Genomic DNA, 20,179 nt, shown 5'->3' on the forward strand with positions numbered 1-20,179 from the left:
TATGTAGAATAGTGCAAAAAAACATGCAAATAAAACATTCCGAACAGGCCGTTTTGTTCACCTTCTCTCCTTTCCACAACCATCCGCTCAGATTTTACCCTTCACCTTCTTGTTCGAAAGGGGGCTTTTTTTCTTTTAACCCCCCTCCCGCTCCCAACATCTCTTCAAAAAAAGACTTCCCCGAGATCTGTTCGATCTTCGGGGAAGTCCTCTTCCTTCATATAATAGCTATTTTACTTATGCAGTCAACGCTGTATCGGTGTCTGCTGCTTTCTTGCTTTTTCCGGTAGCCAGGAAGTACACGGCGGTCAATGCCAGGAATACCAGACCGAATCCGGCCAGTACACCCACATTGGCCCACATGCCGTCGAAGCTTCCTGTGGAAATGACGTCCTTGTAGCCTTTTACGCTGTAAGTCATCGGCAGAAGCGGATTCAATGCCTTCATCCAGTTCGGAATCAGCTCTACCGGGAACGTGCCTGCGCTTGTTGTCAATTGGAGGATCAGGATAACGATGACGACGAAGCGTCCAGGCTGATCCAGCCATGTGACGAACATTTGCACCAAGAACATGAACGACAAGCTCGTAATGATGGAGAAAAGATAGAAGAGCGGAACGCTCTGTACCTCAAGCTTCAATCCGTACAGCATGACGACTGTTGCCAGCAGCGCTTGAATCAATCCCATACCGGCAAAGGACAGCGTACGGCTGACAAACCGGTTCCAGCCCGATGCATTCGGTACCGATGCACTGCGGATTGGCATGATAATTGTACAGAGCAGAGCTCCGACAAACAAACCGAGCGACAGGAAGTATGGTGCGAATCCCGTACCGTAGTTCGGCACTTCGTTCACTTTGTGCTCTTCAACCTGTACCGGTCCGGCAAACATGGTAACCGTTTCATCGGTTGTTTTGATATCGCCTGTCTTGTCGGCAGCCTCGTTCAGCTTGTCTGCAAGCTCTCCGCTGCCTTCCTTCAATTCACTCATCCCGTTTACCAGCTCACCAGCTCCGGAATCCAGCTTTTTCGAGCCGTCGGCAAGCGTTGTAACGCCACTTCCCAACTTGCCCGCTCCTCCTGCAAGCTGTTCCGTCCCTTTCGAAAGGGTGGCTGCTCCGCTTGCGAGCTGTTTGCCGCCAGCTGCCGCTTCGCTCAACTTCGTGCCGAACAGCTTCATGCCGTCAGCCAGTTGGCTTTGGCCAGCGCTCAGCTGTTTCGCACCAGCCAGCAGCTCTTGACCGCCAGCTGCGAGCTGTTTGCCGCCTTCAGCCAGCTGATTCGCTCCTGCGCTCAGCTTGCCGGCGCCTTCCTGCAGCTGCAGCGTGCCTTGGTTCAACTCGGCTGCGCCTTGTGCCAGCTGTTTCTGGCCGGCATTCAGCCCGCTTGTGCCGTTGGCAACGGATTGGCTCACAGCCAGCAGCTGCTGAACCTCCGGACTTTGCGCCAGCTCCGGATTGCTTTCAGCCAGCTTCTTCAATCCGTCTGCAACGGCTTTGGCGCCTTGCTCCAAGGAAGCCGTAGCCTCCAGCGATTGATTCAGTCCGGCTTTCAGACTGCTGCTGCCTTCATGAGCGCTTTTCGCGCCTGCCGCAAGCTGGGAAGCCCCTGCCTGGTTGGCTTGCAAACCGTTATTCAGAGTGGTACTGCCGGCTGCGGCAGATTCAATCCCCGCTTGCAGCTTGGCACCACCCTTGCTCGCCTCTTCAGCTCCCGCTTGCAGCTTGCTGTGACCCGCTTTAAGCTGATCCAAGCCGGAAGCGAGGGTGCCCGCTCCTGTGTTCAACTCGCCTGCACCGTTATTCAGTTCCTGCACGCCTTGGGTCAAAGGCGCGATTCCATCCTGAAGCTCCTGTGTGCCGCTGACGAGTTTAGCCAGGTTTTCCTTCAGCTTCACGGCGCCATCATCCAGCTTCACGGCACCTTCGGATATCTTGGTCGCGCCGTCTCCCGCTTCGCTCAAACCATCGGATACTTTAGCTACTTGATCGAACAGGGTTTCCGTATAAGCTTCCGTCACTTTCGCGGACACCTTGGCCTGAATCTGCTTCACCGCAGATCCACCGATCTGGGCCGCCAGGAAGTTATAGCCTTCATTCGGCTCAAATACGATTTGCGCAGGCTGCGGATGTTCATCCATTAAAGTTGTCGCCTGCTGTGAGAAATTCTCAGGAATGCTGATGGTCATGTAGTATTTGTTATCCTTCATGCCTTGCTCAGCTTCTTGCCGATCAACGAATTGCCAATTAAAATCTTTTCCCTTCTTCAGCTCGGCAACCAAATCCTCGCCAGCGTGAAGCGTCTTTTCTTCAAAAACAGCGCCCTGGTCGTTATTGACGACCGCAACGGGCAAATCCTCCATCTTTCCGTACGGGTCCCAAAAGGCCCCGAGAAACATACCGCTATACATGACCGGTATGAACAGCACCGCGATGATCGGAATCAATATTTTTTTATTCCGAACGGCAGCGCCAAGATCTTTTGCAAATACAGATAATGACTTCATCCAGTCTCTCTCCTTTTTTTCTCTAGATAACCAGCCGACATGAATCTGCATCGTGGCAGATCATAGTCCAGTACATAATGACCAATATCCTCATTCAGTCAGTTCAAGCCAAAAAAAAATGATCTCTGGCAAGGAAGACGAGCCCTCATGCCTAGAGAGTCCGCCTTCCTCATCACGAAGGAGGTTCCTATCTCCTTCTTACGAAGTGGCCTTCAACCCGTCAGCCAAGAACACCATCATATATTCCTTGATCTGTTCCTTGCTCAGCGACTTGTGAAGCTGATTGAAGTCCGTCGTGAGTGCAACATACAGCTTCAGCATCACGAAGGATACCACTTGAGCATCCAGCGGCTTAAGCTCACCGATCGAAATGGCCTGCTCCACAATTCCCTTGAGATATCCGACGATTCCGTTCTCCACCTTCGTCAACCCTTCATGCGCCTTCGGCGTGCCGATATCCCGCACTTCTTGCGATAGCTTAATGAACAGCTCATGCTCGCTTCGGAATTCAAGCAGTGCATCCAGCACCCGATACAGATTGTCGAAGAAATCTCTGTCCTTCTGTATCTCGCGCTCGGCAATACGTTTCATCTCCATAATGGCCGACAGCAAAATCTCGTCAAACAGTTCATCCTTATTCGTGAAAAACGTGTAAATCGTACCTTTCCCTACATTCGCAATCTTCGCCACCTGTTCCATCGTCGTCGCTTTATATCCGAACAAAGCAAACGACTTGGAGGCAGCATCTAGCACCTGCTTCCGACGGTCCACAGCTGACATGCTTACCCCTCCTTCTTGATCTTTTAAAATTGGCCTTCGTTTCAAAACTGACCAAAATACTTTTTCGGTCATTCGGTCAAAAATCACTTTACCAGATAATCGGATGCATTGCAATATCTTTTCGTTAAATTTTTTAATATTTTATATGCAGGGTTCAAATCTGATCATGACGTCTAATGTAAGGGTACACTCTGACTCCCTGACGTAAAATAATTGAAATGCTTTTCCCTTTCGCGCGTATACTTATGATGCATACTCTTTTTTTCGCGCCGCTCTTCAAAAAATGATTCCTGTTTTGTAAGATAGAGGGAGAAAGAAGTAGGTGAAACCATGCGATATACAAGAGTGCTCCTCTTTTCCGAGGGTTTCGGCACAGGACATACGCAAGCAGCGTATGCGCTGGCTGAAGGTATACAACGGATGAATCCCGGCATCCACTGCCGTGTCATTGAGCTCGGCAATTTTTTAAATCCAACCGTGGGGCCGTTAATTTTATCCGCTTATCGAAAAACCGTCAGCACCCGCCCGCGCCTTGTCGGCATGCTGTACCGTTCGCAATATAAGAAATCGTTAAACCGTCTGACGCGGCTCGCGCTGCACCGCATATTCTATGCGCAGGCCCAGCAGGTCATCGAGCAGTTGAAACCGGATCTCATCATATGTACCCACCCCTTTCCTAACGCTGTGGTCTCCCGCCTGAAGCGTCAGGGGCTTGAGGTTCCGCTTTATACGCTGATTACCGACTATGATGCCCATGGCACCTGGGTCAATCCGGAAGTGGATGAATATCTCGTATCAACCCCCCATGTGAAACAGCTCCTGCTGCTGCGGGACATTCAACCCGAATACATTCATGTGACCGGCATTCCGGTGCATCCCAAGTTCTGGGAAAGGGGCAATCGAGAGGCGCTTCAAGCCGAGCTTCAATTAAAGAATATGCCAACCGTGCTGATTATGGGGGGTGGATGGGGTCTCGTATTCAACAAGGAGCTGCTCAGCAAGCTGGCCAGCAGGGCCGATGATATCCAGCTGGTCTTCTGTATGGGACAGAACGAGAAGCTGGTTGCCAGCATGCGCGAAAACCCGATCTTTCAGCATCCCAACATTCATGTTCTCGGGTATCGTGACGATATACATAAACTTATGGAAGTGTCCGATTTGCTCATTACCAAGCCAGGCGGGATGACGTGTACAGAGGGAGCTGCCAAGGGAATCCCTATGCTGTTCTATGAGCCTATTCCGGGACAGGAAGAAGTGAATTCCCATTTCTTTGTCAGCGAAGGCTATGCGGAAATTTTAGACTCTCCTGCCGTGATCGACAAATGGCTGAATCTGCTGTCCGATCATTATGATCAGATAAGTAAGAAACGTAACGGAGCAGGCCGGCGACGCATACCGCATCTAGAGCCCGACCACTGTGCCAGCCAGGTGATGGGACTGCTGACCGAAGGACACATGCCCGGTAATCATGAAGATCCCGTCAAACTGTTCGCGGACCAGCCCTAATATCTATAGCATTTTCTTATAATTTCCCGCTTTTGAACTTTTACCCAAAAAAAAGCTTCCCCGTCTTCGTGACAGGGAAGCTTTTTCCATTGAACAACCATCTATATTTCCAGCGTTTCTCCAGCCTTCAATGGATGACCCTGAATGCCTGTTTTGGCGAGTTCGCCGCAGAAGGCCCCAGCATCCTGTTTAATGCCCGGGAACGTGTCATAATGAACTGGGATGACATGCTTCGCACGAATCCACTGTGCGGCCAGCAGGGCGTCCTGTGGCCCCATCGTCAATAAATCTCCAATTGGCAGCGCAGCTGCATCAATTTGGTTCATCTCTCCGATTAAGCGCATATCGCCAAACAAACTCGTATCGCCTGCATGATAGAACGTTTTGCTGCCCATCGTCAAAATGACGCCGCCAGGCTGCCCCGCATAAATCCAGGTGTCCCCTACCGAAATCGATGAAGAATGAAAGGCTGGGGTAAACTTCACCTTAAAGCCCTCGAATTGCGCGCTTCCGCCGATGTTCATCCCATGGGATTTGGCACCCAGGCTGCCGCAATACACAGCGAGTTCATAGACCGCGATAATCGGGCAATCATTCTGTTTCGCAATCTCGATGCAATCACCAAAATGATCGGAGTGCCCATGCGTCAGCACAACCGCATCCACCTTTACGTCTTTGGGCTCGATGCCGGAGCCTGGATTCCCTGATAGCAGCGGGTCGATGATCACACGAACTCCGCCTTCTTCCACCAAAATGCTAGAATGGCCGTAATACGTAATATTCATGCTTAAACACACCTCCTACATACTAGTTTACCCATACGGGCACTACTTGTAAAAAGAGTGATTTCCTATTTTTTTAACGAACGTTCTTGAATGATGTACTGTCAGGTCCTGAGCCAGCTTCAAAGACAGGAAGAAGTACGTATCGTCCTTTACCTCTTTTTGACCATGAAGTGCCGCATTCACGGATTTAATCGTCTCTTTGTTCGGCTTGACACGTTTAAGACGCCCGTTCGCTACAGGACTAAATTGGTGTTTTTGATAGATGACATCGGTAATCGTATCGGGAAAATTAGCTGACCGCAGCCGGTTTAAGACAACGTTAGCAACTGCTACTTTGCCTTCGTACGGTTCGCCTTCCGCCTCTGCCATGACAATCTTCTGGAGCAGAAGCAGTTCTTCAGCTGACAAATCATAGGTCCAGGTCGCTTTGGCTTTCTGATCCTGGGTTAACGTATTTGTTCTTGTGAAGAATAAAGTTGTGGGGGGTGATAAGCTCTCAGTCTGAGATTTGACGACATGCGTCCCCTTTTGTTTTGCCGGTTTCCCGCCCGCAGTCTGAGATTTCGATGGTTTCTTTTTCTCATCTGCAGTCTTCAATGCTTGTTGCGAGTTCCAATATCCGTTTTTAGCCAAATCTATGCCTTTTGCGTTTGAAAAAGCATGACTCTTGCTCCCCGGCTTATTCCACTCTTGGAAAACAATTGAAGGCAAAATATTGACAGGTTCCCTATCCTGCTTGGTACTCGCGTTTTTTACGAATAGATCAGGTTCATTTACAGGAGCCGGGGCAGCCGTCACGAACTTCGGCATATCCTGCAGCTGTTCTTCCCCTTCCGTTGTCTTTGTCTGCATTCCAAGCAAACTTATAAGAGACAAACTCACAAAGAGCGCTCCGATGAGCAGCGCAACCCAGCGATTTTGCCGTAGCACTTTCATAACCATATTTTTCCTCCTATGATGTCGGCACATTCCTACACTATGTAACCACATTTTTAGGCGTTGAAAACATGGTAATTTTATGAACATTCTATTCTCAATTTCAGAAAAATGTCGAAAGCCGCGCCACACCTACTGTTTCGTACATCGGACTTGCATGCAAATTGGTTCGAAAAAGAACGAGCTGCAGCACTTCCCACTGGATAGGTTTGGGTCCTGTTCCGATAACATCCAATGGAAATTTTTGATTTCCATGAAATTTCCGGCCAACCGTAATGTGCGGACGAAACGGTCGCTCTTCCGGCACAAATCCGAAAGCCTCCATCCTCGATACCACCGATTGCTGAAGCTGAGCCAGAGCGTTCAAATCCCCGCCGACTCCCGCCCATAAAATTCTTGGCGAGGCGCTTGCCCCGAACACGCCGGCATCATAAAGGCCAAGCTTGAAGGGCTTATGCTCCTTGGCGACTTCCTGCAGCGCCGCTGTAAGCTCCGCTATGCGATTTGACGGCGTATCGCCTAGAAACTGTAAGGTAATGTGGTAATCCTGCGGATGAACCCATTTTTTGAAATTCACTTGCTCCCTCAATGTTTCCGTCCAATCCTGAATCCGGGAAGACACCTCGGAAGGCAGATGTACGGCAACAAATAAACGATCCATAGCTTCCTCAGCCGAATGGCTCAACTAAGACACTTCCTTCCAATCCTCTTTTATCCTAAGCAGCCACCGGCTGCTATAAGCACCATGTTTTCACGGTTCGTTTATAGTTTGAGCAATATGATCTGAAAATAGTATGAGGGTACATCAAATTCGCCTAAAAATATGATGAAGCTTCAATTTACCATAAAACGGACAATAATTCATGTACAAATTTACCGATCTCGATAGTTCGTCCATGCGCAAAGTTATGATTTCTGATAATATGTTCCCAAAGAGCGTTACGCTTTTATTCTGGTTTATATCACATTCCTTAGGAGGTAGCACCATGCCGAAAATCGTTGCCATACACGACTTAACCACCGAACAACAGCAAAAAATCAAGGATATCGCCCCCGACTACGAGCTGCTGGTCACGAAAGCAAAAGAGCTTACGCCAAGCATCGTTCAGGATGCCGAAATCATGATCGGCTGGTCACGCTCCATACAGGAAGATATATTGTCTGCGGACAGCAAACTGAAATGGATTCAAGCATGGTCAGCCGGTGTCGATAAAATGCCGCTCAAAGAACTCGAAGAAAAGGGCATCCAGCTTACCAATGCCAGCGGCGTACATAGCGTTCCGATCACGGAGCATATTTTTGCGATGATTCTGGCCTTCACGCGCAACCTTCATCTCGCAATTCGACAGCAATCGAACAACAAATGGGATACGTCCGGCACGTTCACGGAATTGGCAGGAAAAACCATCGTCATCGTTGGCGTCGGCCAGATCGGCAGTCATACGGCGCGCGTAGCCCAGGCGTTCGGTATGCGGACCGTCGGTGTCCGTCATTCTGGCAAGTCCGATCCTTATGTGGAAGCGATGTATAAGGTCGATCAGCTCGATGAAGCGCTGGCTGAAGGTGATTATATCGTGAACATCCTCCCGCTCACCGATGATACCCGTGGACTATTCAATAAGGCAAGATTCTCGGCGATGAAGGACTCCGCCTTCTTCGTTAACGTAGGCCGGGGTCAGACCGTGGTAACGGATGACATGATTCAGGCACTTCAATCCGGGGCCTTGGCAGGTGCGGGACTGGATGTCTTCGAGGAAGAGCCCCTTCCGTCGGACCATCCACTGTGGAACTTGGACAACGTCATCATGACCCCTCACATGGCGGGCGATACGGATCGCTACGGCGAGCGTGCCGTGGATATTTTCCTGGAGAATTTACAGAACTATGTAAGCGGTAAGCCGCTCTCGCGAAATGTAATTGACTATAGCAAGTCGTACTAAGACCAGGTAACAAGTCCTTAGATCAGCTTTTATCATGCTCTCAAAGGAGCCAGGGATCTTGCAACAAAGACCACAGATCATACAACAAAAAGGAACGTCCCGAGGTTATCTACCTTCCGGGGCGCCCCTTTTTATTTTTTACTACTTTTATACGCAATGGGAGAGAGAATCGATGCAGCCGTATACGGAACGTGTAATTGAAGTGATCCGGAGCATTCCGGAAGGATATGTCATGACGTATGGACAAGTGGCCAGACTCGCTGGTAGCCCAAGGGGCGCTCGTCAGGTCGTCAGAATACTTCACACCCTCAGTCACATTCATAAGCTGCCGTGGCACCGGGTCGTCAACGCAAAAGGAGAAATCGCCATCAAGGACGATGAGTCCAGGCTCATGCAGGAGTTGTACCTACAGGACGAAGGTGTTGCCGTCAATCACAAAGGTATCATCGATTTAGAGAAATATCGTTATGATCCTGGGGAATAGATCATATGCCCCATTATTCGCACAACCAAATATCCCTCACAAAACTCCCCTTGCTGGTCGTGCAATGACGCAGGATTTTCCAGCCCGTACTCATCAGCTGCTCGCGTAATGGCTCTGTGCTGACAATGACAGCCCGATCTGACAACCGACGTAAGCTATGCAGCATCTGCAACTTCTCTTCCTCCGGGAAAACGGAACACAGATTATACGGCAGATCCAGGATTGCGGCATCATAATGCCCTTGCAATGTATTCATATCCTGAATGGCAACTTTATTATCATCATAACCGTAGTGTCTCAGATTCACCCTCGCTCCCCGAATGGCAAGCGGATTGATGTCACGACCCTCGGCCGCGATGCCCATCGAGAACGCCTCGATCAATACATTCCCCATGCCGCAGCAGGGATCCAGGAGCGTCACTTCGCTTAACCGAGGAACTGCCACGTTGACTAGTGCCCTAGCGATCCGCGAGCTGAGGCCTGTAGAGTAATTTTGCGGCTTCTGTTTATGATTCAGCCATGCACGTTCAGGTTCATGAAGGATTCCCAATCTCCAGATACCGCCTGTGGACACCATACCGAGCGTAACATCCGGAGCTTTCATCTGTGCGGTTCCTGTTATTTGGCAGCCTACTATCCGTTCATACCCGCGTGATTGTTCATAACTGAATCGATCCCCCGCCTTGAGTGAGACGATTTTGAAGGTCGCGTTATTAAGGTGAATGTTACCTGCTTGCTCGGCGATTCGTTCGATGGATTCTCCAGTCATCCTGACATCGATGCAGGCCGATAAGAACGGGCTCCGATCCGGATCAACCCATAACTCGCTTTCCAGCCAATCCTCACCGTCAGGCTCATGACCGAACAGCTCCGTCAGCTCCATCAAGCACAGCTCCCGCTCCGTTTCATGACAGGCATAAGTGTAAAAAAACGATGGCTCACCGCTTGTGGAAGACGGACCAAAGGTAATGTCATACTCGTTCGTATTTATCATGTATTTCGTCTCTCTTCTATTATATATGTGCAGCAGTTGACTACTGCTCCATTAACAGCCGATAGGATTCCAGCCGTGCATTGTAATCACTTACCGGCGTGACGATCAGGAATTCGTCACACCGGTACTGCTCTGCCATATGCTGCAGTCTGTTTCGCACATTTGCAGGCGTGCCGATAATAAGTCGCTGGGATAAGCCGGAAGAACCGGAATCAGGCGAGTCCGTGGGCATGGTGCGCTGCCCTGGTCGGGGAATTTGTGTTGCAAGCTTCTTTGCCTGCTCCTCCGTCTCCGCGCATACCACGCTTACCGCAACCATAGCGCGCGGTTCTTGCAGATGAGCGCTTGGCTGATATGCTTCCCTATAAGATTGGAGAACTTTCGCCCCGTCCGTATCGCTCATAAACTGTCCGAATACATAGCCCGTCCCGAATTCGGCCGCATAACCCGCACTTTTCGTATTCGTGCCGAGCAGCCACATCACGGGCGGAATTACAGGCACCGGTTTCGCTGCTACCGGCACGTCTTCATAGCGATACCGATCCTCCAGCAGTTCGGTCAAAGCCCGAATCCGCTGCGGCAAATCCGCCACATGCCCCAGGAAATTTCCGCTAAGCGCCATGCTCGTATGCGCTGAACCTCCCGGCGCCCGCCCGATCCCGAGATCGATGCGTCCAGGATACAGCGCTGCCAGCATGCGGAAATTCTCCGCCACCTTCAGCGGGCTGTAGTGGGGCAGCAGCACGGCTCCGGAGCCAAGCCGGATGCGCGTTGTCCTGGCGCCGATATGAGATAGCAAAATCTCGGGCGACGCACAGGACAGATGCTCCAGATCGTGGTGCTCCGCCGCCCAGTAGCGCTTATATCCCCATGCCTCCACTTTTTGGGCCAGTGTCACTGCCTGCTGCAAGGCCTCTTCGAACGAGCTCTCTCCTAAACGTGGAACCAGATCAAGCACGCTCAGTTTCAATTGGCTATTCATGCCATCCCCCTTTCTCCCGCATGCATATTCCGATGGATGAAATATCAGGTTTATTAATGGCATTAGTACCGGACTTCAACACTATAACCGCACTTATCCGCCGCTGCTAATCCAAATCGTAGATTGAGCCCACCTTTAGGCCATACAACTCGTTGTATATTTTCTCGGCAAAAGCGTCCGTCATCCCTGCGATATAATCAATCACCATATGCTCCCACGTCCAGATTGGGTAGGCCCGCTTCTGATCCGCCTCATAACGCTGTAGCCAGTCGGACGGAATGATCGCCGTTGAGGCGACAGGATCCAGAAAAGCATCCCACAAGCGCTTGATGATCCATTCGCTGCGTTTTTGCAGGCGCTGCACCCTCAGATCGCGAATCATGGTCACCCAGGCAAAACTTTTCAGGACGCTGACCGTGCGCAGCATATCCTCATCTTCCACGCCGTCTTTAACAAACGTCACCTTTTTCCAATCCCCGTTCGCGATCACGCCCAGACTGCCCACAAACAGGCTGACCCAATAGGCTTTTACCTCGCGGCGGGTACGGGAGAAGTCATTTTCACAGGTCGGCATTTTCTCATTCCAGATTTTCAGGAACTCATCCAGCACCAAATCCACCTTCGGTTGGATCTGCTCCTTGGTCCAGCCCTTCCACACCTCGTCTTCCAGCGTCATGATCTTCTCCACGATCAGTTTGTTAAGATGACTGTCCCGCAGAAAATGCTCATGTACCTCAATCTTTCCTGCCTTAATCCCGTCCTCCAGATCATGAGCGGAATACGCGATGTCATCGCAAAGATCCATCAGCTGCGCTTCGAGCGTTCGGTGCGTACCGGGAATTTGCCACTCCTTCCGAATATGGGAGATGTATTCCCATTCATGCCGGTACATCCCCTTGGGATTGGCCAACCCGGAGAACGGATATTTGTTGATGCCAAGCAGCACCGCATCGGACAGATTGAGTCCGTTGACGTTCTCTCTTTTCTCCAAAAACATGATCAGCCGAAAATTGTGCGCATTCCCCTCAAAATGCTCATATTTACGGCGCATCGCCTGCTGTACCTCGGCAGCCTGCTCAGGCGTCGGCGTACCCGGCTGACGCGTCAGCTCCTGCTCGGTCCTGCGGTCAATTAGCTTCTCCAAAATTCCCTGCAGCACCTCTTCGCCCTTATGGCCGAATGGAGGATGCCCAAAATCATGGGCGATCGCCGCGCATTCCACCACCTCGGGATCAATCATCAGTCCGGCGTTTTCCGCCTGATCCGGCATCACTTCGGGATAATGGCGGCTCAGACTTCGTGCCGCTTCGCGCGCAATCTGCGCGACCTCAAGCGAGTGCGTTAAGCGCGTCCGGTAGTAATCGCCGGTGCCGGCACCGAATACCTGTGATTTTCCTTGCAGCCGGCGGAATGTCGGCGAATGGATCAGCCGCGAATAATCCCGCTCGTATACCGCGCGTGAAGCATCGGACTTCGTTTGCTCCGGATATTGGCGATGCTCTCTAAGCTCCTTCAGTGTCATTTGTCCCACTCCTATTTTTATCTGTTTAGGGTCGATTCGGAATCGTTCGTTCTTTAGATTATATGCCATCCGGCAGCTGAAAGAAAAATATGATTCCCAAGTATCCCCGTTCCTCCTTGTATACCCGAATTGTGTCATCCGCTATCCGTTAAGCATGATCTTCCCGGCAGGGTTATGGGTGGAGCAAATCATAAAACATAGAAAGGAGTGAAATGATTTTTCGAGGAGACAAGCACATATAATATACAAATGAAAGAAATCAGTTTTGTATTGATGATATTCTCCATTCTTCATTCTCTTTGACCATATAATAAATTTTATCGATGGTATTCAGGTTCTTGTGGGGATCAGCCACAGTAATGTTTGACTGTATAATAAATACCTCTGCACTTTTTTTCGACGCAATTAGTAAATTAAAGCATAATAAATAGACTGGATCATTAAATGAAAGAAGCTGACACTCGTTGAGCACCGATGCCAGCTAACCGAGGATCATTAATTTCGATATCTATGAGGTTCTAACCACTTATTAATTGCAGTTCAGTCAGCTTGGCTTTTATATACGTACACTGAACTTAAATTTGCTATAAGTCCGTTATTCACTTGTTCGGTTTATCGAAGATCCCCAAACGATGCAGTACGGTCATGATTCGGTAAAAATCAAAACTGCCCTTAGGATCATGCAATACTTCTGCCTGCTGCGCAGCTTGTACTGCCGGTTCCGCCCAAACTGGGAGTTTAGCCGGTTTCTCCGTCTCAACTGCCTTAAGCCTTACGTTCATCTGCTGAATGGTATTGCTTTGCTCCGTTAGCAGTTTCATCGCAGAAGCATATTGCTTGCTAAGCTGCTGCATCTGCTCTTGTGTTTTTTGCAGCTCGGCCGTTAATTGTTCGATTTTCATACGTTCCTCCTCCTCTGGACTAGACACATCATATTGATAGAGCAAATTCTGCTCAATAATAGAAATTAGCTTTTTCGGATAATTGGGATCTGTGGCATAGCCCCCTCTCCAAATCTCGGTCGCAGCCGTTTTATAATCCGCCCACAATACGCCATGGTAACGCTGCGGCTTGTCGCGTGTGCCATTCAGGATCAGCCGGGTATGATCGGCAACCGATTCACTCCAGCTGTTATACTTACGAAACTGAGCTTGGGTCGTGTAGGGCGTCTGCCCCCGGTATTCGGTTGTCTGCATGGTGACGCTTCCCGCCGGACCGGTTCCTTTAATGCCAAACAGATTGTTCGCTTTTTGCGTTAGACCGCTCAATCCCCAATTGGATTCCAGGATCGCCTGAGCGAGCGTAAGCGAAGCAGGCACCCCGTACTGACGCATGTCCTGATTGGCTATAGGTGCCAGCTTGGATATAAATTCAGAGGGTTTCATCCTTTTTCTCCTCCTTTCGTGCAGTTGGCTTATCCCCTTCTTCGGATTTGATCTGGAATACCTGTACCACATTACGCAGGGATTGGGGGATCGGTACCCCCATTCTCCCAACATTCTCAATAATAGACAGCAGCTCATTCGCGAGATAGAAGAAGATCACCGTATTCTGAAAATAATTCATCTCCCCCAGCACCCGGTCCACCAGATGCATCAGGGCGATGATGAGAAAAATGGTGATTTTGCGTGCAATCCCAGTATAACCAATACGGCTGCGCAGCTCGCCGTTCATCCAGGCCGCGCCCCATCCGGTCAACCAATCGATCACCACGAACCACAACAACAGATGCAGCGGCAGCGACCATCCGCCCCAGACGTAACCTGTCACGGCCCCCGTCCCCGCCACCAGCATCTTAAACAGCTGACCGATGTGCTCATACATGATGGTTCCTCCTTTTTATATGGTTTTGAAGGTGTGAAAAAGCCCTCGGTGGAGCCGAGGGCTTTTGTTGTTGATTTACTTGGTCGTTCTGTGCATGATATCTCATAGCTAAACATCACTCCGCATGCGGACCATTCTTCCGATCGCTGTTGCCCCCAGATTTTCTTGTAACTTTATAGATAAGGTTAAAATCCGGGGACAAAGGCGAACGCTCCGCTTCTCCAGAATGATTCCGCCTTCTCCGTTGAAGCCTCATTTGTTGTAGTGTAATACAAGTAGAGAGTTTAATATGATTCTCCAGTAATGACTTCATATTCTTCCGAGGTAATCACGCCAAACGCAGCATACTGTCTCAATTGAGACTTCTGCGCCCACTTCTTTTCATAGTAGTACTTCAATCGTTCAAAATCGTTCTCGAACATCGTCTTCCGCTCCTTTCGATCAGCTATTTTCAAGTGACAGCAACCGTAATTCAAGCCCCACAATTTGAGCGCCCTGCGCCTCGTTCTGCTGACGTAGCTCCAAGGCCTCGAGCTCCCGTGCAACCAACTCGGTACCTAAGCGATCCACTTCATTGGGTTCCTGGGGTTGAGGTCTAGTTAGCTCCTCAATTTCTTCCGGGGTTAGACCTTCGATCCAAAGAGTGGGTTGAGGCGGTGACTCCAGAACTGGCATGTCGCCGCGTTGCTCTTCTGGGAGTGCGTGCCACTCCGACAGTGCTTCGTGATATGAATTCTGAGCTGCACTTACGGTAGACTCGTATGCATTCCAGGCTGCGAGATCAAACCGTGGGCGGAACAAGCCGGGAGGCACCGTGATGCCGATGATGTAGCCAGAGATATTGGATTCAGGTTCGTTGGGTGCTTCACCATTTGGTTTCTCAACGTCTTCTGTTGTGGTTAGAACATTTGGGATTCCTTGTTCCATGTAGGAATAAAAAGGGACGACACCAGTAAAGGTATCGTCCATTAATGTGTCCTCTAAATAGAGGCCGTCTGTATTTACTTTGGGTACGGCTTTCATGTGATACCTCCTTATTGTTCAGCTTGAAATGGCGGCAAAAAAAGAGATAAGAACTCGTTAGCCTCCGCACGAAATATCCATACATCTCCATCCGGCGAGATATTAACCAGAGCTGAATAGACATTATTCCCATCGGAACATGCTGTGTCAAACGTTACACGTGTCTTCGGTCTATAGCCTGCTGGTAATTTAAATAAAAGTGCTCCCGGCGAAAATGCGCCACCTTTAATCATACCACGCATCGAGACCATATCACAGCTATCTTTAGAAAAACTAAAAGTCGGATAATCATTAAGACTGTAATCAAACCAACCATTCACCAGTGTAGGTTTAATCCATTCTGGCGGATTCTTATTAGCCTTCTTATTAAACAGCATGGATACAGCTGTCGAATTCTGCTTCACAGAATCAGTCAGCTTTTGAAACATGGCCTTTTCGTTGACTGCGTATGTTCCACTGAATGAGACAATAGGTGAATTGCCCAGCATCAGGTATGTGACGGAATAAGCTGCTGATTGATCGAACTGTCCCCACGGTAATGCCATATATTCATTACCGTAGGATGTAACTTTGCTACGAGTTGCAAAGTACCCCGGGTCCCTCATACCATTTTTATAGACCGCCATAAACCTATCTACTTTGTTCATTACCAGCGCATGAGAGCCGTCGTAGGTGTAGTTTATTACGTAAAAGTCCCCATACCTTACGGGTTCCACACTCTCCCGCAACACTATTCCTGTTCCAATCTCGATCTGATTATCTCCCTCGTTAAACGTCAACATACCTTCGGAAACGATAGGCTCGATAGTTTCTTTAGCTAGACGGTACAAGAGTTGGTAAGGCGTCCAATTAGGAGCTTGAGTTGTAGGATGTTTATCTGTCCAGCCTAACCACGATCTAGTCACACCGTCCGCCCGATAAGCCCACGCTTTTACCCCTATTCCGTTGTAAAAGTTATTAACCGGATTATCAGGCGTTGCGTTACTCCCTGATCCGTCGTACATCGTCCAGCCCATAAAATACGCCTTAATCTCGTCGGCTGTCGGCGTATAGTTGTCGCCCCAGCCGCTGTCTGTATTGGCTATTGAAATATAACAACGCTTTGCGTTTCCAGAATCAATTGCACTAATGTCGGGGTTATTGGTGATCTGATTCGATTGGAGTTTTTTGCCGTCATATTTTACGACTATTTCAGAATACGGTCCAGATGTGTTACTAAGTAAATCAAAGAAAGTCTGTTTCCATCCGGCTCCCTTCCCACCAATACCAACATAGTTAAATTTGTCGGTTAAATTAGCTTTCCCCCACTTCGCTAACCTGAAATACTGTCCGTCTTTTTCGAACACTTCGTCAGCATTCGCACCTGTCAGCGGATCGGCGTATAAGTCCGTTTGCAGCGCGAGTATGGCGTCTTCGCGCGGTTTGAACGGCTTAGGCGTGGAACGGAGAGTAAGCATTGGGTTATTTACCTGTCCAACAATACCTCCACTAATATATACACTAACAGTAGTATTATCTCCACTGTTAAAGGTTCCTCCTATATCTGTTAAATCTAAGAGGACTGACAAAGGCGTTTTATTATCAACAACCCTTAGTTTAGAGCCTCCAATATTTTCAAATGAAATTACGTAGTTTGTAAATGGCATGACCGGGATAGACACATGGGACCATGCCCCATCATCATATTCAGATTGAAGATATGAATAGTGTGAAAGTATTTTTCCCTTGTTATTAATCTGGCTCCACTCGTAAAATGGCGGCAGCAGATTCTCCCCGTATCGGATCACATATGGGTTTCGTACAGGCGTTACACTATCGACATAGGGGTACTTTTCAGATAATTGTTTCTCAGAAATATTACGCAAATTACAATATTCAGACTGCGAGATCTCATGAAGCGCTACATTTCTTACATCAAAATTAGCTGTAGCAAAAACCCCTTCAGCATAACAAGTTCCGACAAGAATATTAAAAATACTATCAGAAGTTAATGAAAATCTATGGCAAACTCTCTGCCATACTCCAATCTTAGTTTTATCGGCATTATATGCACCAATGGCTGGAGCGCCTGATCCGCCTACTTTAATAAGCCCATTTCCGGAAATGCTGTTTATTTTTACATCTGCTAATATTACGTAGTACTTCCCGGCAAGAGCAATAAAATCGTATCCTCCTACTTGTCTATATACGATGTATCCTTCCCCGGTATTATTAATATCCACATTTACAGTTTGAGTATTACTTCCAGTACTACCTAATCCAACGTCTATAGTTGTTGATGAAGTGCTATTTACGCTTCTATTAGTTTGCCTTCCAGCTAAATTCACCAACGTCCGCCCTTTAATCCCGCTTAACTTAAAAGGCGCGCTCCGCTCCGCGTTCACGATCTGAAGCCCCGGCTGCAGCACGACTTCCCTGCGCTCTTCCGTATCCAGGCGCTTTTCCAATGCCCCGATTGCATCACTGCTTTCACCCGCGAACCGATCTACGGCATCCGCGTTCTGATCAATATACTTCTCCAGATCGAAATACGTCGTGGACGGCGAGGTTCGATCAATTTTGTTCAACCCGATATTCGGTGTAACCGGATTCGTCATTTAGGCTCCTCCTCCCAACAATCTGTCTTGTGTCGTTGCTGATATTTCCTCAAAGGTCATGCCCTCCACTTCAGCTATGGTGAGATAACGCAGTGCGTAATCGACCGCAATATGCGCTGGTTTGATCTCCTCAATGGCCGATTTTAAATCACTTAAATTCGGCGGAATACCCAGCGTATCTCTAAAATGAATCGTCACTTTATAGTCCGCTGGCTGGACGGATACCTCGATGCTGCCCCGCTCATAGGCTTGCGCCACATTTTTGAGCATGCTGGCAGACACCTTGCCGCTCCCCCGCATCTTCGAAATGATGACCGAACGACGTTGCTCGATCGGCTTGGAGAGATTCACCGGAATGTTCAAGTCCTGCTCGAACCGGGATAGCGCCCACGTAGCGGTTTCGGGATAATACTGGTCCACCTGATCCTCCAGTTCCTGCGCCAGCTTGTCCAGCTCGGCCCCTTCGGCTCCGGCAATGGCTTTCATTTCTCGAACATCGTGATAAAAGGACGGCAAGTAACCCAGCCAGGCTTCGGCTTTACTCATCGGACTGTCACCGTCCCCAGGACAGCTACCGCTTCCGGTTTGATCAGAAGGCTGTCCGTACCTCCGTTTACGGTCAATACCTCGTAATCGATGACTGCCGGAATATCCAAGATCACATTGGCAATTCGGTTATATCGGACCAACGGATCGGACATTGCCAGGTCTTTGAGATACTGACGAACCCCCTGCTCAATGGCTTCCTGCACGCCATCCATGCCGGCTCCATCCAGCAGCGTAACCTGTACTTCAATATTGACTGGCACTTCAGCTGCCCCAACAACGGTGACAACCGAACCGACAGGAGCTGCGCCTTCCCCCATGCCATCCATGGTCGGATCGATATACTGCTGCACTGATTTCACTACGGAAGGCGTAGGCGATCGCATCTCGTTATCCAGCAGCACCACCTTGACGGTGCCCGGACCATCCCATAACGGAAAAACCTTGGCCTTGCCAACCCCGGCTTTCTCCCTCGCCCACAGTTCATACTGATTCCGGTTTGCACTGGTCACGGGACGGGAGATTTTTTCGCGGTATCGGTCATACAACGCTTCATCCGATTCGGTATCTTCGCCAGGTACCCAGAGCTCCATCAGCTCCGCCTTCACCAAGCCTTCGACGTATTCCAGCGGAAGCAGCGAGCCGAATCGGCGGTTGCCTTCCTTCCCGCTTGTCTCGCATTCCAGCACATATTGCCCTGCATCCAGACGGGTGATGACTTTGTAATTCAGCGGATCCAATGAAAAACGACTCCCTAGAGGCACATCTACCGCGGTACCGTTATTGCCTGAGAAGTGTCCCAGAAGCTGTGCTTTTGTAGCCTGCTTCCGGGTCAGACCCGACCATGCAATACTCCGATCCAAAAATTCGCCCGAGGCCGTAGCGGCAAATTTCAAATTCATGGAGTACCCCAATTCCACATACATCTGGGCAAGCTCAGCTGCAGAAGGTGCCAACGCATCGTAGATGATGCTGCCTTCCCTTTTATCCATTCCATCCGGAATACGGTCCATCATCCGCTCCAGAATGGCTTCGTACGTCTGTTCCTCAACCATCCTCTCTCACCTCCTTGGTCATATTGAAAGCCCCATACACGCTTCGGACCGTAAATTCCGCCACGGCCTGATCGCCCACAAAGGTAATATTCATATCATCCACCGACAAAATGCGGTCATCCTGCAGCAGCGCTTCCTTGATATGCCGCTCGATTTCAGCATAGGCCCACAGCGGGTCACGGCCAATGACGGAGTCCAGCTCCTGCCCATAGTTGCTGCTGTAGATCAGATGTTCAAAACGCCGCGTCTGAAGGATTTTTACGACAGCCTGTTTAACGGCCTCAAGACCGTCAATGTGACCGGATATCGTACCTTCCTCCAGGTTCAAGTTATAGGTTAGGCTGGGCTGCTCCAGTGTTTCCACGATCTCGCTACCCGGTTGAAGCGTTCCTCCCTGCGGAATCATGATGGCTTCACCAACCGATCCAGCACGAGATACGTTTGCCCGCCCTGGTAACGAATGAGCAGCACCGTATCACCAATCTCCAGCCCTTTTCGAATTACATACTCCACGCCGCCAATGTTCAACTTGTACTCGGTCATCGATTCTCCGATAACTAAAAAATCCTCCGTCAGGCTGAAACGCTGATCCACGTTCACCTCGAGAGGATGTGTTGATGTGACTGTGCCATACAGCACCGCCATCGGGTTTGTGCTTCCCACGGCGCTGAGACTGGCTTTTTTGATAATATCCAGCATC

Annotated in this window: 20 protein-coding genes; 3 read left to right on the plus strand and 17 right to left on the minus strand. The window is 49.5% G+C overall.

Annotated features, from left to right (window positions below):
- Positions 1-237 precede the first annotated feature (237 nt).
- Together ABEW73_RS26305 and ABEW73_RS26310 are read right to left on the minus strand one after the other, a co-directional pair.
- A complete protein-coding gene (locus ABEW73_RS26305; RefSeq protein ID WP_430163317.1) occupies positions 238-2,505 on the minus strand; it encodes a YhgE/Pip family protein in 2,268 nt (755 codons plus the stop codon).
- Positions 2,506-2,703: 198 nt separating this feature from the next.
- A complete protein-coding gene (locus ABEW73_RS26310; RefSeq protein ID WP_430163320.1) occupies positions 2,704-3,285 on the minus strand; it encodes a TetR/AcrR family transcriptional regulator in 582 nt (193 codons plus the stop codon).
- 330 nt (positions 3,286-3,615) lie between these two features.
- Here ABEW73_RS26310 and ABEW73_RS26315 point away from each other — a divergent pair, with 330 nt between their 5' ends.
- Positions 3,616-4,791 (plus strand): MGDG synthase family glycosyltransferase, encoded by a 1,176-nt coding sequence (locus ABEW73_RS26315; protein ID WP_430163323.1) that lies wholly within the window; start codon positions 3,616-3,618, stop codon positions 4,789-4,791.
- Positions 4,792-4,892: 101 nt separating this feature from the next.
- Here the strand turns inward: ABEW73_RS26315 and ABEW73_RS26320 are convergent, their stop codons facing one another.
- The 3 genes from ABEW73_RS26320 to thpR all read right to left on the minus strand — a co-directional run bounded on the left by ABEW73_RS26320 (position 4,893) and on the right by thpR (position 7,197).
- The gene (locus ABEW73_RS26320; RefSeq protein WP_430163326.1) at positions 4,893-5,576 is read right to left on the minus strand and encodes a metal-dependent hydrolase; all 684 of its coding nucleotides are present in this window, start codon (positions 5,574-5,576) and stop codon (positions 4,893-4,895) included.
- 42 nt (positions 5,577-5,618) lie between these two features.
- Entirely contained in the window at positions 5,619-6,518 is a 900-nt protein-coding gene (locus ABEW73_RS26325) for a cell wall hydrolase (protein WP_430163329.1), read from the minus strand.
- Positions 6,519-6,615: 97 nt separating this feature from the next.
- Positions 6,616-7,197, minus strand: coding sequence for an RNA 2',3'-cyclic phosphodiesterase (thpR, locus tag ABEW73_RS26330; RefSeq protein ID WP_430163332.1), 582 nt, complete (start codon positions 7,195-7,197; stop codon positions 6,616-6,618).
- 301 nt (positions 7,198-7,498) lie between these two features.
- Between thpR and ABEW73_RS26335 the strand changes: the two genes are divergently transcribed.
- Positions 7,499-8,452 carry a D-2-hydroxyacid dehydrogenase gene (locus ABEW73_RS26335; RefSeq protein ID WP_430163335.1) on the plus strand — a complete coding sequence of 318 codons (954 nt, stop codon included), beginning with the start codon at positions 7,499-7,501 and terminating at the stop codon, positions 8,450-8,452.
- A 172-nt stretch (positions 8,453-8,624) separates the two neighbouring features.
- Positions 8,625-8,936 (plus strand): MGMT family protein, encoded by a 312-nt coding sequence (locus ABEW73_RS26340; RefSeq protein WP_430163338.1) that lies wholly within the window; start codon positions 8,625-8,627, stop codon positions 8,934-8,936.
- Between the two features lie 13 nt (positions 8,937-8,949).
- Here the strand turns inward: ABEW73_RS26340 and ABEW73_RS26345 are convergent, their stop codons facing one another.
- The 12 genes from ABEW73_RS26345 to ABEW73_RS26400 form a co-directional block, all read right to left on the minus strand.
- Positions 8,950-9,930, minus strand: a complete 981-nt coding sequence (locus ABEW73_RS26345) for a TRM11 family SAM-dependent methyltransferase (RefSeq protein WP_430163341.1) — start codon at positions 9,928-9,930, stop codon at positions 8,950-8,952.
- Between the two features lie 40 nt (positions 9,931-9,970).
- A complete protein-coding gene (locus tag ABEW73_RS26350) occupies positions 9,971-10,912 on the minus strand; it encodes an LLM class flavin-dependent oxidoreductase (RefSeq protein WP_430163344.1) in 942 nt (313 codons plus the stop codon).
- 106 nt (positions 10,913-11,018) lie between these two features.
- On the minus strand, positions 11,019-12,434 hold the full coding sequence (locus tag ABEW73_RS26355) for a deoxyguanosinetriphosphate triphosphohydrolase family protein (RefSeq protein WP_430163347.1): 1,416 nt from the start codon (positions 12,432-12,434) through the stop codon (positions 11,019-11,021).
- Between the two features lie 599 nt (positions 12,435-13,033).
- Positions 13,034-13,819 (minus strand): glucosaminidase domain-containing protein, encoded by a 786-nt coding sequence (locus ABEW73_RS26360; protein ID WP_430163350.1) that lies wholly within the window; start codon positions 13,817-13,819, stop codon positions 13,034-13,036.
- Positions 13,806-14,258, minus strand: coding sequence for a phage holin family protein (locus tag ABEW73_RS26365; RefSeq protein ID WP_430163353.1), 453 nt, complete (start codon positions 14,256-14,258; stop codon positions 13,806-13,808). Before ABEW73_RS26365 ends, ABEW73_RS26360 begins: the two co-directional genes overlap by 14 nt.
- A 284-nt stretch (positions 14,259-14,542) precedes the next feature.
- Entirely contained in the window at positions 14,543-14,680 is a 138-nt protein-coding gene (locus ABEW73_RS26370; protein ID WP_430163356.1) for an XkdX family protein, read from the minus strand.
- A 19-nt stretch (positions 14,681-14,699) separates the two neighbouring features.
- Positions 14,700-15,281: a hypothetical protein gene (locus ABEW73_RS26375; protein WP_430163359.1), complete on the minus strand. Its 582-nt coding sequence runs from the start codon at positions 15,279-15,281 to the stop codon at positions 14,700-14,702.
- A gap of 11 nt (positions 15,282-15,292) precedes the next feature.
- On the minus strand, positions 15,293-17,878 hold the full coding sequence (locus tag ABEW73_RS26380; protein ID WP_430163361.1) for a hypothetical protein: 2,586 nt from the start codon (positions 17,876-17,878) through the stop codon (positions 15,293-15,295).
- On the minus strand, positions 17,879-18,424 hold the full coding sequence (locus ABEW73_RS26385) for a YmfQ family protein (RefSeq protein ID WP_430163364.1): 546 nt from the start codon (positions 18,422-18,424) through the stop codon (positions 17,879-17,881). It abuts the gene before it with no gap.
- Entirely contained in the window at positions 18,421-19,479 is a 1,059-nt protein-coding gene (locus ABEW73_RS26390; protein ID WP_430163367.1) for a baseplate J/gp47 family protein, read from the minus strand. The genes ABEW73_RS26385 and ABEW73_RS26390 overlap by 4 nt, the downstream gene beginning before the upstream one ends.
- A complete protein-coding gene (locus ABEW73_RS26395; protein ID WP_098748795.1) occupies positions 19,472-19,885 on the minus strand; it encodes a DUF2634 domain-containing protein in 414 nt (137 codons plus the stop codon). The genes ABEW73_RS26390 and ABEW73_RS26395 overlap by 8 nt, the downstream gene beginning before the upstream one ends.
- On the minus strand, positions 19,882-20,178 hold the full coding sequence (locus tag ABEW73_RS26400; RefSeq protein WP_430163733.1) for a DUF2577 domain-containing protein: 297 nt from the start codon (positions 20,176-20,178) through the stop codon (positions 19,882-19,884). The genes ABEW73_RS26395 and ABEW73_RS26400 overlap by 4 nt, the downstream gene beginning before the upstream one ends.
- Between the last annotated feature and the right edge of the window lies 1 nt (position 20,179).

The sequence above is a fragment of the Paenibacillus lautus genome (assembly GCF_050482385.1).
In the GTDB taxonomy this organism is placed as follows: Bacteria; Bacillota; Bacilli; order Paenibacillales; family Paenibacillaceae; genus Paenibacillus_AQ; species Paenibacillus_AQ lautus_B.

Bases quoted from the DNA above. Each gene is read 5' to 3' on its own strand.
- ABEW73_RS26325 (WP_430163329.1), bottom strand. From the start codon at position 6,518: ATGGTTATGAAAGTGCTACGGCAAAATCGCTGGGTTGCGCTGCTCATC.
- ABEW73_RS26380 (WP_430163361.1), bottom strand. From the start codon at position 17,878: ATGACGAATCCGGTTACACCGAATATCGGGTTGAACAAAATTGATCGA.
- ABEW73_RS26335 (WP_430163335.1), top strand. From the start codon at position 7,499: ATGCCGAAAATCGTTGCCATACACGACTTAACCACCGAACAACAGCAA.
- ABEW73_RS26345 (WP_430163341.1), bottom strand. From the start codon at position 9,930: ATGATAAATACGAACGAGTATGACATTACCTTTGGTCCGTCTTCCACA.
- ABEW73_RS26385 (WP_430163364.1), bottom strand. From the start codon at position 18,424: ATGAGTAAAGCCGAAGCCTGGCTGGGTTACTTGCCGTCCTTTTATCAC.
- ABEW73_RS26305 (WP_430163317.1), bottom strand. From the start codon at position 2,505: ATGAAGTCATTATCTGTATTTGCAAAAGATCTTGGCGCTGCCGTTCGG.
- ABEW73_RS26365 (WP_430163353.1), bottom strand. From the start codon at position 14,258: ATGTATGAGCACATCGGTCAGCTGTTTAAGATGCTGGTGGCGGGGACG.
- ABEW73_RS26315 (WP_430163323.1), top strand. From the start codon at position 3,616: ATGCGATATACAAGAGTGCTCCTCTTTTCCGAGGGTTTCGGCACAGGA.
- ABEW73_RS26350 (WP_430163344.1), bottom strand. From the start codon at position 10,912: ATGAATAGCCAATTGAAACTGAGCGTGCTTGATCTGGTTCCACGTTTA.
- ABEW73_RS26360 (WP_430163350.1), bottom strand. From the start codon at position 13,819: ATGAAACCCTCTGAATTTATATCCAAGCTGGCACCTATAGCCAATCAG.
- ABEW73_RS26375 (WP_430163359.1), bottom strand. From the start codon at position 15,281: ATGAAAGCCGTACCCAAAGTAAATACAGACGGCCTCTATTTAGAGGAC.
- ABEW73_RS26355 (WP_430163347.1), bottom strand. From the start codon at position 12,434: ATGACACTGAAGGAGCTTAGAGAGCATCGCCAATATCCGGAGCAAACG.
- ABEW73_RS26370 (WP_430163356.1), bottom strand. From the start codon at position 14,680: ATGTTCGAGAACGATTTTGAACGATTGAAGTACTACTATGAAAAGAAG.
- ABEW73_RS26400 (WP_430163733.1), bottom strand. From the start codon at position 20,178: ATGCTGGATATTATCAAAAAAGCCAGTCTCAGCGCCGTGGGAAGCACA.
- ABEW73_RS26390 (WP_430163367.1), bottom strand. From the start codon at position 19,479: ATGGTTGAGGAACAGACGTACGAAGCCATTCTGGAGCGGATGATGGAC.
- ABEW73_RS26340 (WP_430163338.1), top strand. From the start codon at position 8,625: ATGCAGCCGTATACGGAACGTGTAATTGAAGTGATCCGGAGCATTCCG.
- ABEW73_RS26395 (WP_098748795.1), bottom strand. From the start codon at position 19,885: ATGATTCCGCAGGGAGGAACGCTTCAACCGGGTAGCGAGATCGTGGAA.
- ABEW73_RS26320 (WP_430163326.1), bottom strand. From the start codon at position 5,576: ATGAATATTACGTATTACGGCCATTCTAGCATTTTGGTGGAAGAAGGC.
- ABEW73_RS26310 (WP_430163320.1), bottom strand. From the start codon at position 3,285: ATGTCAGCTGTGGACCGTCGGAAGCAGGTGCTAGATGCTGCCTCCAAG.